Here is a 13223-nt window from a genome sequence, read left to right on the forward strand (position 1 = left end):
GGCGCTCCTCGAGAAAAGGTTTTTTCCGCCGCTTCTTCTCCACTAACTTGATTTGCCAGACACACCCTAGTAAAGGTTCTATCTTGCAAAACCACAGCATACGCCAACATGACGTAAAAAAAACTCATTTTCAATAGAGTTTTATTTGTTGATTAACGAAATCAGCATTTCGTTAATCAATTTAGGCGGCAAATGCTGTTTTTCATCTGAGTATTTCAATTCGGTTCATCTCTCATCATGTACAAGCCTTCAACACGCGCGCGTCAAAGAGGATCGGGTCAACCGCACTCACACAAAATTTAACCAATTGTCATTAACTTATCTATTTTTATGCCCCTTTATATATTTATTAATCATAAAATAATTAAATAAATATTATATTTGTGGAGGAACGAAAGTGAAACAAGTGCACACAGACCTTGATGTCATCATTATCGGTTCTGGATTGGGCGGTCTCACCGCTGGAGCGTTATTGTCCAAAGCAGGGATGAAAGTGTCCGTTTTAGAACAGCATTATGTGGTTGGGGGGTGCGCCCAGTCTTTTCGGAGGGGCACCTTTCTTTTTGACGCGGGAATTCATTTGATCGGCGGATGCGAACCTGGAGGGATCATTCATTCATTGTACGAGGAGTTGGGCCTATCTGGTGACATTGAATTTTTGGAAGTAAACCCCATGTTCCACCTCAATCTGGGCACCCGTCATTATGAGATTCCTGCCAACCTCGACCAGCTGTCTGCGTTGATGGGGAAATGGTTTCCCGCAGATAAAAAAGTAATTGAGGAAACCATCGCAGAGATTAAGCAATTGGGAACCATCATCTTGCACGATCAGTTTCAACAGGAACCCCATGTTCTCCAGCGACTGATGGAAGTAACCCAACTGTCTTTCGCCCAGTACTTGCATGGGCGTTTCTCTCATCCCCATGCTGCATTGGTACTGGGAGCATTGCACCCCTATGGCGGTGTACCGACCAACCAATTGGGCACCCCGTTTATGATGGCAATGATGGCTTCTTATCATCATGGCGCATATTATCCGCGAGGCGGCTCACAAACGATGGCCAATCTTTTGCGAGACTATATCGAATCAAAAGGTGGGATCGTCCAACTCAATAAAAAAGTGGCAAAAATTCTGTTCGACGGCAAGCGCGTCACGGGTGTGCTAGACCATAAAGGTAACTCTTACCAGGCAGATACCGTGATTTCCAATGCCGACATCCGAACAACGCTGATAGATCTTTTAGGCGCGGAACATTTGCCTTCCACTTACCTACATAGCATGAAACAAATGATTCCTTCCCACTCGGCAGTGATACTATACGGAGCGGTGTCCAACCATGATACCCAATCTCTTCCACACGAACTGTTCCTCTTTCCCGATCGGGAACTGGAGACAGAAGCACAATACTTGTATGATCCACTAAATCCGGAAACAGACCCCTGCATTCTTGTTTGTTGCCCTTCTTCCGTTGATCCCGGGTTGGCTCCCGACGGGTATGCCATTGTGACATTCATGTCCTTGTGCTCAGCCTCCCATTTGGAACACGCTCGTACCCAACTTGGAAAAGAAGCAATTCAACGCCATTATGTGGCATTAGTAGAGAAGAACCTTCCCGGTATTCAAGAAAAATTGGTTTTTCAAGAGTTCGCCACCCCGAAAACGGTTGAGCGGTACACATCCAACCACAACGGAGCGATTTATGGTTGGATGAAATCTGCCACCCAACCTTGGACAGACAACATGGGGCCTGCCACACCGATCGAGGGGTTGTATTTGGCCGGTCATTGGACACCCAACACACATGGAGTCATCGGAGCCGTCAAGTCAGGAAAAATCACGGCCAACCACATTCTTCAGTCGAGATGAAACCCTCGATAAATGAGAAAATCGATATAACTACCTTAGATGCTCAAAATAATTGAAATGAAAAAGCCACATAGACAATGGTATGTGGCTTTTTCGAGTCTTTCCAATTGTCTAAATTCTAATTTAGCAACTGCCCTTTCAAAGCAGAATCATATTAGTAAAACATGGTGACATATTTATTTGCGAAAAAAAGAATCAGGAAAGGATCTCAATGCAAGGTCAGAAAATTGATAGAGAAACAACAATATAACGGACAGAAAAGCATTATATGGTTCGAACAAAAAAATAAGTAATTGCAAGATGAGCTGACTTATAGTAACTTTACGAAAGGGCTGGAGAGCATGGACAAGAAAGTGAAAATAGTTTTCTATATTCTCGGAATCACTTTTTTAGTAGTCTGTATTTTCGCGATAATCTTCGGAATGTTTATTGTGTATCGAAATCTACAAGTGGACACTGTTGGATTAGAACTAAATCAGGCTAAAGCAGATGAGAAAGAAGCAATACTTCGTTATCTAGAGGAAAGTGACAAGGTGTTGAGTACAAACACAGCATCACCAGATGAAACGGAAGATGAGTTAGTTGCTGACTTGGAAACACTTAAGTCACTAGAAGTCCCTAAACCAGCTAAGGAATATCACACTTTTTTACTTGATAACCTTTCCTTTCAAATTTCTGTAGTAAAAACTTTGAAAGATGATGAAGCGAGGAATCAATATAATGAAGAGTATAAACAGAAACAAATACAGGAAATTGAAGATGAGTACGAAAATTCTAGCAAGAGTAAAGTTTCTAAGATTATAAGAGATAAACAAATTGAGTTTGTAAATGAAGATAATCCCTCACAAATAAGAGACCTTGCTCTATTTAGAGAAATGCACGAAAGAAATAAAATGCTATTGGAATTGAAAGAAAAATTGAGGAAAATCGCCTATTCTCTACAATAACGTCTTGTAGCTACTTAAGTTAAATGCAAACAATCCTCTTACTCTTCTCTAAAGCAAAAAGAACCCGTCCTGTTTGTATTCAGGCGGGGACTTTTAGGAGTAGAAGGAGCACCCGTTAAAAATTTGGTGACATTCATCCATCAAGTGGATACTCCTTCTACCCCTATACTTTGGTTAATCGATGGCTGAAAAAGGGGTTCACGAAGAAAATCAGCTCTACTGGAGCAGACTCCTCAAAGATGATCACCTAAACTCAGCCATATCGTTCATTTCCACTTTATATCGATTGTTCCATTAAAGATCAAAATGACAAAAACAACGATCAAGATAACATCCAAAACAATAAACAACATATAGGTCGTTTTTTGTTTCCATTCCCGCTTCTGACTCAAAATGTTTATTCCAAAGAAGAGAATCGATGTCAGTACCGCATATATCAAAGCCACATATTGTATCGCCATAGTTATCCCTCCGTTATAAGATGCTGGATAAGGAAGTAAATCATTGTAAACACACTACGCATTCGAATAATAAAGCCCGTCGAATCCATCCATTTTTCAGCGAACCAAGTTTTTCCGACCATCGATCATGATCATATTGAGTTGAACGGCTGCCCCATATATATATTCGCGAATAAATTAATTTTTTTGTCAAAAATACATCGATTTCTACAAAAGGTTGCCTCCATGTATCATCTCAAGACTTTGATCAAAGCGTTGTGTAAGTAAAAAAAGTTTAATGATTCACCAATTTAAAGGAAACCTTTTTCACATTAAGATGACCTCGACATTTGTTTTTGTATGTATTGAAGCTCTTGTTGTTGTACTATTAAATAGAACGACTTCCCATGCAAACGTGATCAGATTTAGAATGGATGAGAAGGCAATGCTGCCTGCAAATATGAAATGCATCCTTCTCTAGCTAATCTAAACAATAGGAGTGATGGTATGTTCAGAAAATTCCCGTTTTTAATATGGGTATTTTTACTCATATTTCTAATGTATAACGGATATGCTTACTACTTAGGCCAGCAAGTTGAGGTTGGAAACCAAAAGCAGATGCTCACCTATTGGGCTTGGATTGATCTGGGTAGTCGCTTCAACTTATTCATGATAGGGCTTAGTGGCGTAGCCTGGGTGATTCAGAAACATCGTATACCCTTTTTTACCTATTCATCAGCGACTACATTGTCCTTCTATAGTTTACAGATCGTTGTTTCTCTCTTCTTTTTTCCTGAAGTGCAAAAGCCCCTTATCGCAAACAACCCCACCATCGGTTGGAGTGAAACCATTATGGGTTGGGGAGACGTGAAAGCAACAACCCTTATTCTTATGAACTCCGCCTGGACCGTCTGCGGCTTAATCATTGGTTGGCTGGCTTACTACATACAATGTAAAAGCGCAAAAAGAAAAGGTTCATTTTAATGGACTCTCTGCACTTCAACCCACGTCTTCATTCGTTTCACTACCGGCCCTCTATTCCTTTACCTATGACACAACTTCAAATGCAGAAGAGTATCTCTAATCTCCATCCATAATAAATAAGCTCCCCACCAGGAGAGCTTTTCCCACATCATAAACTAATCCGTAGTCCGGGTTGAAATCGGGGATCGAGATAATGGGCAGGATCGGCGCTGAGCAAACGAACAATGGTCTTTTCCTGTTCATTATGCTTGCGCACCAGCATGGGCACTCCCTCGACCTCCACTTCTTCCAACGGTGTTTGTGATTCATCAAAAAAAGCGAGTTCCATCGGCACCACCGCATAATAAATCACTGCAAAATCTCCCCTTTGGACTCAGCAATCTTCCGGTTCAATTCTGCCAGCGCGTCCGAGATTCCGCCCACACGGTCAATCAGCCCATATTTGACCGCGTCTTTGCCAATCACATTGGTACCGATGTCCCGGGCTAAATCCCCAGTCCGAAACATCAACTCCCGGAATTTCTCCTCCGTGATATTCGAATGTTGGGACACAAACCGGATCACGCGATCCTGCATTTTCTCCAAATACTCAAAAGTCTGAGGCACACCGATTACCAAGCCAGTCAACCGAACCGGGTGCACGGTCATCGTTGCGGTTTCTGCAATGAAAGACGTGTCTGCTGCCACAGCAATTGGTACGCCGATACTGTGACCTCCGCCTAAAACAATCGAAACGGTCGGTTTGCTCATGGAAGCGATCATTTCAGCGATGGCCAGTCCAGCCTCGACATCGCCGCCCACGGTGTTAAGAATGACAACCATTCCTTCGATTTTGGGATTTTGCTCTACTGCCACGATTTGCGGAATGATATGTTCATATTTGGTTGTTTTGTTATGCGGAGGCATGACGAGATGCCCTTCCACTTGTCCGATGATGCTCATACAGAACACATTGGATTCCAGTTGTGGGACATTGGTTTGCCCCAATTGCTGGATAGCTTGCAGCGCAGCATCCTTTTTCTTTTGCTCATCCGCTCCCTCTGCTGGCCGCTCCGGATTCCCTTCAGGCGATTCAACTTGGTCATTCTTTATATTCAAACGATCTTCAGACATGTGCTAATCCCTCCAACCTCGTGTCCCTGTTAGTATGGTCGGAAGGGCGGTTTCTTATTGCACCCGCAGGGAAAAACGGGGACGACACGTTGTAGCAAGGGGATATCATCGCTTTTCATAGACATAGAAAGTACAGCTATACTTGTTCTGCTCATCCCGAGGATGCCGGCGTGAGGAAACTACTTCCCAGACACCCGGCAGAGGTGGGAAATAGGCGTCTCCTTCAAACTCATGTTCCACTACGGTGATGAAGGCTTTGGTAACGATGGGAGCAAACAGTTCATAGATTTCTTGACCGCCGATGATAAAGGCAGGACGGGAGAAAGTGGCCGCCATCACCCCGTCAAAATCCATCACGCGCACTTCGGGAAAGTCGCTCAAATACCTATGCTTCCTAGATAACACAATATTCTCCCGGCCCGGTAACGGTTTGCCAATCGATTCAAATGTTTTTCTACCCATGATGACGGTGTGTCCCCATGTCACCTTTCGGAAATGCTGCAAATCTGCGGGCAAGTCTCTACCCCAAGGCATATTACCGTCTTTTCCGATCACGCCGTTGAGATCCTTGGCCACGATCATATAAAACATGTGAGCTCCTCCATTAATAAATGTTCGCCATCATTCGTTTCTATTAAATTGGGAAACGACTTCCACATACTTGCGCAACAACGTTTCGTCAAACGGGAATTCGCCATTGGCGATCTTGAGTCGCAAGCTGTCCAGCGAACTGACTGCCTGGTGGATCAATTCTTCTGGATATTGATAGGTTACGCTATTATCGCGAAATTCATCTTCATCGACGACTTGCCAATCCGACTCCGCCTTTTTGACCAGATCCAAATCCAGATCAACAAAACGCACCACATCTCCATGAACAGTAGATGGCATGGCCACATTGCAATAATAAGAGACAATCTGCCCATTTTCGAACTGCATGGCAGCAGTGAACCATTCTGTAAACGAAAAAAATTCCAATGACGGCCGATCCATCACATACACCTTCTTTTTAGTGTGGTGTACCAATTTCCGACCGGGCTTGCACCCCATACAAGTATGCCGTCATCAGTCTGCTCCAAGCATTCTCCTTCCCATTCATAGTGAAGGATATCGGGATATTTCAACGATTGCATTTTGACCATATGCCCCTTTTGATGACGCTTCATTTTATGCAAAAAACCTCCTTCATTTTTTCTACTTTCCTTCCGAAAATTGCAAAAACAAAACAGAGGAAGAGCCACCATGGACAATTGGTCCGCAGCCTGGCCATTCCATCGTAAGCAGTGACTGGAGCTACACCACATTGCACCTTCGGGTACTTACACATTGCGACTTTACAGGTACCTCGCAGTTTCTGGTGCCAGCGTCGAATAACTATCATTATACCACCCTTGCCTGTAAAAAAACGATTTATATATAGAATGAAAAAACCTAATTACATTCATAACACTGCAGATCCCTTTACTGTACTGGCTCGCACACGTTAAGCGATTGACCAAATATATGTTTACTTCCCCTAACACAGAAAAAAAACAGGGCTAAATTCCGTTCATTTAAACCCTGTCACTTAGTCTTGCGTCCCTTGGTTCGGTAGTCCCTCACCTGAATGTGGACGTCTACTTTCACCTCAGCCTCGCTGAAAACCTCGTCCCATTTGTCCTTCATCTTTTCCCAGACTTGGGGATGATCCAGTTGCAACTTTTTGCCGAAACCGATCACATCAGCATGGTATTGATGCTGCAATTTGTCAAGCGTATGCCGGATCATCTGTGTCAGCGATTTTTCCACCGCTGTACCCGCCCGTTGCAACAAATCTCCTTCAAAAGCGTCTCCCGGCAACAGCCAGTCTTCTTCCAACTCCCCATCTGCTTCCACTTTGACCAAAAAGGTGATGCGCCCATCCTGTACTTGCGCTCTTACCCGGCTCTTGATCTCAGACGTCTCAACCGTAACCAATTGGCCCGTTTTGTCGTCAAAACCTTTAATCATATCGGATCTGGTCTCCCCTGTCAGCCAATTGACCGCAGTCACTTCTCCCGGATTTAACGTGCCGATCATCTTGTTCGATTTCCCTTTAATAACAGCCGCACCAACAACTTTCTTTCCTCCTTCGCTGGCACCAATCATTTGTAACAGAAAGCTGGACTTGGCAGCCATCTTCGCTGACACTTTTTGCAAACTCATCTCCGGCAAAATACTGCCAATCCGCTCCCGGTTCTTAGCCATGTCCACCAATTCAAATGCAGGCACATCCTCCCCCACTTCCAAAATGTGTTTCGCCCGTCCCTCAGCTATGAACAGCAGACAACTATACCGGATCTGCGTATCACGTAGATAATCCATGAGCAATTGGTTTAAATTCAGCTTACGGGCCAAATCTTCACTCACCACCACCACTTTCACATGTGAAACGATGGGGACTTGGGTATAGCGTTCAAACAACTTGTGCCAAGCCTTTAACACCGATATGTCAGTTGTTGAGAAATTCGTATACGGCTTCTGTTGTTGCCCTCCCTTTTGACTGGCAATCGCTTCCGGTACAATATGTTGCGCTGTCACCATAATCATGGGATGACTCTTTGTCTCTTCTTCTGATTGCTCCGCCAAATCAAGCGCTTCACCCACCTGCAAGTGTCGTTCTTCCAAGTCTGTATAATCCCAGCAACCACCCAAACAAACACACAGTAACACCATGCAGACCAGCATGAGTAGCGTTCTAGGAGTGATTCGCATGCAACATCCCCCTCATCTTCGCGATGATAAGGAGCAACAACGGGATAACTACGATAAGCCCAAGCAACAAATAACCCAATAGATCTCCCACCGCAAACATATCATTAATTGTTGTCGGCACCCAACCCAATCCATATATCACCGGCAACAATCCGTAAACAAATGGGCGAAACCAGTTTTCATTGGCAAATACGTGCCTCAAACCCAATCCGGCGAAATAATGGCACAAGCTTAACGTGGTGAAAATCTGCAAAATCCACACCGCCAACAAAAAAGATTCATACCTCTCAAAAAACACTCCCTCCAATTCAACCGACCGAGCTAGATCAATCGTGGGAAAGGTAAGCGTCACCACATCATCAACCGTCAACACGCCTATGACAATAATCACCGTTAAAACATAAAAAAACATGGATATCCCAATCCCTACGACCACCGCTTTGACCGAATCACGGGGTTTGTCCATGAACGCAGGCAAAAATAGCATCGTTTCAAGTCCCAAGTAGGACAAGGAAGTCGTTTTGACACCCTGCAATACAGGCAACCAGCCTTTGGACAACACCGGTCGCAAATGATCGACGTCAAATTCCTTAAAACCCATGAACAAGACGAGAAAAAACAAGATCACTGTGATCGGAAGAAAACCTTCGTACAATCGGGCCACTGCATTTAAGCCGCCAACTACCAGATACGCACTGGCCAACAAAAGCATGCCCATCGTCACTTCCTTGGGTGTGGCAGGCAACAGAAAAAAATCCGTCACTTCCGCCATGGCCCGGACCTCAAATGAGGCCAACAGGGTAAAATAACCCACTCCGTACAGACAAATGATGTTGCCGATCCACTTACCGGCGATGTCCTGACTGTATTGGTAAAACGTCTTTCCGGGAAAACACTGGCTGAACTTTGCAAGAAGGCTTCCCGCCAACATGGCTACCAGCCCTCCCAGAATGACCGAAATCCAACCATCAGGGGTACCGGTTTCATCAGTGACCGCGCGAGGTAGAGTCAAAATGCCGAGCCCCAAGATAAAGGAGGATACCAAGACAGTGGTTTGCGTAGAAGTGATGCGATCTTGCAAATTTGTCAACAATGTCTACTCACTTCCTTTTTGTCGGGGATCGCAAGCGAATCTCATCTTGCGTAAACAGCATTTTGGGACGCCTGGTCATCATTTTCTGCGGCAGGCGCAAGACGAAATCTTTCCAATCAGACAGGTAAATAGGCGCAGCCGGAGAAACATAGGGAACACCAAAACTCTTTAATTTGACCAAATGAATCGAGAGAATGAGAAAATAAAAGATCACGCCAAACAATCCCAAGACACCGGCGCAAATCATCGCCCCAAACCGTAATACGCGCATGCTGATACCGCCCGCATACTGTGGAATGACAAAAGAAGAAATCGCCGTCAACGACACCACAATCACCATGATCGGGCTAACAATGCCCGCTTGTACCGCCGCTTCGCCGATTACCAGCCCCCCAACCAAGCCAACCGTTTGTCCCACCGGTTTGGGCAGGCGCAACCCCGCTTCACGCAAAATTTCAATGGCAATCTCCATGACAAATGATTCAATGATAGATGGAAACGGAACCCCTTCCCTCGTGGCTGCAATCGAAATAGCCAACGTGGTAGGAATAAGCCCTTGATGGAAGGAGACGAAAGCGATATAGATGGAAGGGAGAAAGATGGTAAGAAATGCGGCAAAATAACGCAACAGGCGAATCAGGGAACCCGGAATCCATCGTTCATAGTAATCTTCAGGTGACTGAAGCAACATCGCAAACGTGACGGGAGCAATTAAGGCGAAGGGGGTGCCGTCAAGTAAAATAACCACTCGCCCTTCCAACAGCGCGGCGACGATGCGGTCGGGCCGTTCCGTACTTTGCAATTGGGGAAAGAGCGTCATATGATTCTCTTCGATCAGTTGCTCAATATAACCGGATTCCGGTATATCATCCAATTCAATCATGTTGTCGATTCGTCGTTCTACCTCTTGAAGCAAATCCTCATTGACAATGCCCGCAAAATAAACAATGGCCAACTCTTTTTTGGTGCGTTGGCCCACATGCTTCGTGATGACTGACAGATTGGGATTAGCCACTTGTTGGCGCAAGATGGCCAGATTATCCTGAAGGCTTTCGTTAAAACCCAACCGCGGGCCTCTAACCAAAGCCTCCGTCAGCGGCTCGGCAAATTTGCGCGACTTTTTATTCTTGGTATTGATCACCAATACCTCGTCAGCACCCTCAATCCACAATGCCGCATTTCCGTGAAAGATATGGGATGATACGTCGGACACCGCTACTTTAATCACATCATTCACTGTAAGAAAACGATCCTTTATGATATCCAGCAGGTTGGAAGGCATATTGGCCCCATCGGCCTCATCGGAAAGTCGAAAATTGATTAATAAGGGCTTCAAGACATGCTCATTGATCATTTTGCTATCTGCCAATTCGTTCAAGAATAGCAGTACAGCACGAATGTTGGTACCTCGTAAATAAAACTCCCTCGTCCGCAGTTCTGTGCGCGTACCCTTTTCCTCAATCAAACGCTGAAACGGATCTACGAACGCCTGGTTCGCCCCACCACCGCTCGGTGTCTCATCCTCCCTTGCCCCCGGCGACGCGGACGGCTCAGTAGCCGACAACTTCTTCGGGGAAAGCGGCCGGGCCTTTCTTATCCTCGATGTTTTGGACTTCCGACCATCCGTCATCCCACATCCCCCTTTCTCTGCGCAACTGGCCCAACGGAACGTCGGTTTTCCTTATTTTGGGCAAAACCACACTTCTTCATACGGCATAAATTGGCAACGGCACCTTCTTTTTGCACACACAAAAAAACCGCAGTTCGTTATCATCGAACTGCGGTTTACGGGATGGATTCCCCCTTAGTTTTTCACCAGCAACCCTTTGTTCCCCACTTCTTCCTTGAGGAGGTTGGCGAAGGCGTCCACCGTCATCGCGCCTAGGTCCCCTTCACCATAACGGCGCACCGCCACAGAGCGGGATGCTTGTTCTTTCTCCCCGATCACCAAGGTGTATGGGATTTTCTCGGTTTGCGATTTTCTGATCTTATAGCCGAGCTTCTCGTCACTATTATCAAACTCCACTCGCAATCCGGCGCCGGTCAAGGCATCCACCACTTCCTGCGCGTAAGTGTCAAACACTTTGCTTACCGTCAGCACGCGAGCTTGCACCGGTGCCAACCAAGCCGGAAATGCTCCTTTGTATTGTTCGATGAGGAAAGCGACAAAGCGCTCCATCGTTCCCACAATACCGCGGTGGAGGACAACCGGGCGGTGCATCTTGCCATCTTCGCCCATATACTCCAATTCAAAACGCATCGGCAATTGGAAGTCCAGTTGCACGGTAGACAAGGTCTCATCTTTGCCCAACGCCGTTTTGACTTGAACGTCCAATTTCGGACCATAGAAAGCAGCCTCACCTGGGGCAATCACATAGTCCAATCCCATGTCATCCATGGTCTCTTTCAACATGCCTTGCGCCAATTCCCACATCTCATCATTTTGGATGTATTTCTCCTTATCTTCCGGATCGCGGAAAGACAAGCGGTGATAGTAATCCGTGATGCCAAAATCCTTGTAGACTTGCTCGATGAGCCGCACCACTCGGGTAAATTCTTCTTTGATCTGATCCGGGCGGCAGAAGATATGGGCATCATTCAAGGTCATCACCCGCACCCGTTGCAAACCGGCTAGGGCCCCCGACATCTCATAGCGGTGCATCATACCCAGCTCAGCAATACGGATTGGCAGGTCGCGGTAGCTATGCAAGCGGGATTTGTACACCATCATATGGTGCGGGCAATTCATTGGCCGCAACACCAACTCTTCTTGGTCGATCTTCATCACCGGATACATGTCTTCTTTGTAATGTTCCCAATGGCCCGAAGTTTTGTAGAGATCCACGTTGGCCAAATGGGGAGTGTACACATGCTCATAACCCAACCGCTCTTCCAAGTCCACAATGTAACGCTCGATGATGCGGCGGATTTTGGCCCCTTTCGGCAACCAGATCGGCAAGCCTTGACCCACGTCTTTGGACAAGGTGAACAAACCCAATTCTTTGCCCAGCTTGCGGTGGTCGCGTTGTTTAGCCTCTTCCAACAGCTTCAAATGGGCATCCAGTTCTTCTTTTTTATTGAAAGCCACGGCATAGATGCGAGTCAGCATCTCCCGGTCGGAATCACCACGCCAGTATGCCCCGGAAATATTCATCAGCTTGAACGCTTTCACCTTGCCAGTAGAAGGCAGGTGTGGACCGCGGCACAAATCAACAAACTCGCCCTGACGGTAGATGGTGATCACTTCATCTTCCGGCAAGTCTTGAATCAACTCCACCTTGAAACGATCCTCCCGATCGGCGAAAAACTTGATCGCTTCGTCGCGGGACAGCACTTCGCGCTCCAACGGCAGATTTTCCTTGATGATCTTCTTCATCTCTGCCTCAATTTTGGGCAGATCTTCCGGAGTGAAGGTATGGTCAGCAAAATCATAGTAAAACCCGTTTTCAATCACCGGACCGATCGCGAACTTGACGCCAGGATACAGGCGGGACACCGCTTGTGCCATAACATGGGCCGCAGTGTGACGCATCACGTCAACCCCCTCAGCATCCTTTAGGGTCAACAGCTCCAAATCGCCACCCTCTTCTAATGGGCGCATCAAATCCAACACTTTTCCGTTCAGTTTGGCGGCCACCGCCTCCTTGGCCAAGCTGCGTGAAATGGACGCGGCAATTTCCTTAAACGTGGTGCCAGCTGGGTATTCTCTCTCCGAACCATCTTTTAGCCTGATCTTCAGCTGTTCTGCCACTGTTAAACACCTCTTTTTAGGTAAAATAAAAAACGTCCCCGCCGCCTCATTAAATGAGGGACGAGAACGTTGTTCCCGTGGTTCCACCCTAATTTGATGGGTTCCCCGACTAATAGGGGCAAACGCCATCCTTGTTGGTGTATAACGTACACCCCGGCCATCATTTCATAAGTCGCCTTACTCCCTGATGGCAGCTTGGAAAGTGGTATCCGCTAAAAGTCCTATGGGCGCGCTTGCAGCCACGGCAACGCCTCTCTGGTACATAGGTTTCTTTAGGGCATGTCTTTCCGCATCG

Annotated in this window: 12 protein-coding genes; 3 read left to right on the top strand and 9 right to left on the bottom strand. The window is 46.2% G+C overall.

Annotation, left to right across the window (positions count from 1 at the left end):
* Positions 1-397: 397 nt before the first annotated feature.
* The 3 genes from CLV36_RS07215 to CLV36_RS07230 all read left to right on the top strand — a co-directional run bounded on the left by CLV36_RS07215 (position 398) and on the right by CLV36_RS07230 (position 4238).
* Complete coding sequence (locus CLV36_RS07215) at positions 398-1867, top strand: phytoene desaturase family protein (RefSeq protein WP_181352874.1); 1470 nt, start codon at positions 398-400, stop codon at positions 1865-1867.
* A gap of 341 nt (positions 1868-2208) precedes the next feature.
* A complete protein-coding gene (locus CLV36_RS07220) occupies positions 2209-2814 on the top strand; it encodes a hypothetical protein (RefSeq protein ID WP_106342184.1) in 606 nt (201 codons plus the stop codon).
* A gap of 947 nt (positions 2815-3761) precedes the next feature.
* A complete protein-coding gene (locus tag CLV36_RS07230) occupies positions 3762-4238 on the top strand; it encodes a hypothetical protein (RefSeq protein WP_106342186.1) in 477 nt (158 codons plus the stop codon).
* A gap of 148 nt (positions 4239-4386) precedes the next feature.
* Here CLV36_RS07230 and CLV36_RS07235 read toward each other — a convergent pair whose 3' ends face one another.
* From CLV36_RS07235 to thrS, 9 genes are all read right to left on the bottom strand, one after another.
* Positions 4387-4590: a YlzJ-like family protein gene (locus CLV36_RS07235; RefSeq protein WP_106342187.1), complete on the bottom strand. Its 204-nt coding sequence runs from the start codon at positions 4588-4590 to the stop codon at positions 4387-4389.
* On the bottom strand, positions 4587-5351 hold the full coding sequence (locus CLV36_RS07240) for a ClpP family protease (protein ID WP_106342188.1): 765 nt from the start codon (positions 5349-5351) through the stop codon (positions 4587-4589). The genes CLV36_RS07235 and CLV36_RS07240 overlap by 4 nt, the downstream gene beginning before the upstream one ends.
* 105 nt (positions 5352-5456) lie before the next feature.
* Entirely contained in the window at positions 5457-5942 is a 486-nt protein-coding gene (locus CLV36_RS07245) for a dihydrofolate reductase (RefSeq protein ID WP_106342189.1), read from the bottom strand.
* A gap of 30 nt (positions 5943-5972) precedes the next feature.
* Positions 5973-6344 (bottom strand): DUF402 domain-containing protein, encoded by a 372-nt coding sequence (locus CLV36_RS07250; protein ID WP_181352875.1) that lies wholly within the window; start codon positions 6342-6344, stop codon positions 5973-5975.
* Positions 6344-6517 (bottom strand): hypothetical protein, encoded by a 174-nt coding sequence (locus tag CLV36_RS17215; RefSeq protein ID WP_181352877.1) that lies wholly within the window; start codon positions 6515-6517, stop codon positions 6344-6346. Before CLV36_RS17215 ends, CLV36_RS07250 begins: the two co-directional genes overlap by 1 nt.
* A 397-nt stretch (positions 6518-6914) precedes the next feature.
* Positions 6915-8084 (bottom strand): Ger(x)C family spore germination protein, encoded by a 1170-nt coding sequence (locus CLV36_RS07255; protein ID WP_106342191.1) that lies wholly within the window; start codon positions 8082-8084, stop codon positions 6915-6917.
* Positions 8068-9177: a GerAB/ArcD/ProY family transporter gene (locus CLV36_RS07260; RefSeq protein ID WP_106342192.1), complete on the bottom strand. Its 1110-nt coding sequence runs from the start codon at positions 9175-9177 to the stop codon at positions 8068-8070. The genes CLV36_RS07255 and CLV36_RS07260 overlap by 17 nt, the downstream gene beginning before the upstream one ends.
* Positions 9178-9184: 7 nt before the next feature.
* On the bottom strand, positions 9185-10807 hold the full coding sequence (locus CLV36_RS07265) for a spore germination protein (protein WP_106342193.1): 1623 nt from the start codon (positions 10805-10807) through the stop codon (positions 9185-9187).
* Positions 10808-10981: 174 nt separating this feature from the next.
* Complete coding sequence (thrS, locus tag CLV36_RS07270) at positions 10982-12928, bottom strand: threonine--tRNA ligase (protein ID WP_181352878.1); 1947 nt, start codon at positions 12926-12928, stop codon at positions 10982-10984.
* Positions 12929-13223: the final 295 nt, after the last annotated feature.

Origin of the sequence: Laceyella sediminis (assembly GCF_003003125.1) — a bacterium.
Classification (GTDB): Bacteria; Bacillota; Bacilli; order Thermoactinomycetales; family Thermoactinomycetaceae; genus Laceyella; species Laceyella tengchongensis.

Coding starts and splice junctions, on each gene's coding strand:
- CLV36_RS07250 (WP_181352875.1), bottom strand. CDS start 6,344: ATGGATCGGCCGTCATTGGAATTTTTTTCGTTTACAGAATGGTTCACT.
- CLV36_RS07220 (WP_106342184.1), top strand. CDS start 2,209: ATGGACAAGAAAGTGAAAATAGTTTTCTATATTCTCGGAATCACTTTT.
- CLV36_RS07265 (WP_106342193.1), bottom strand. CDS start 10,807: ATGACGGATGGTCGGAAGTCCAAAACATCGAGGATAAGAAAGGCCCGG.
- CLV36_RS17215 (WP_181352877.1), bottom strand. CDS start 6,517: ATGAAGCGTCATCAAAAGGGGCATATGGTCAAAATGCAATCGTTGAAA.
- CLV36_RS07240 (WP_106342188.1), bottom strand. CDS start 5,351: ATGTCTGAAGATCGTTTGAATATAAAGAATGACCAAGTTGAATCGCCT.
- CLV36_RS07255 (WP_106342191.1), bottom strand. CDS start 8,084: ATGCGAATCACTCCTAGAACGCTACTCATGCTGGTCTGCATGGTGTTA.
- CLV36_RS07245 (WP_106342189.1), bottom strand. CDS start 5,942: ATGTTTTATATGATCGTGGCCAAGGATCTCAACGGCGTGATCGGAAAA.
- CLV36_RS07230 (WP_106342186.1), top strand. CDS start 3,762: ATGTTCAGAAAATTCCCGTTTTTAATATGGGTATTTTTACTCATATTT.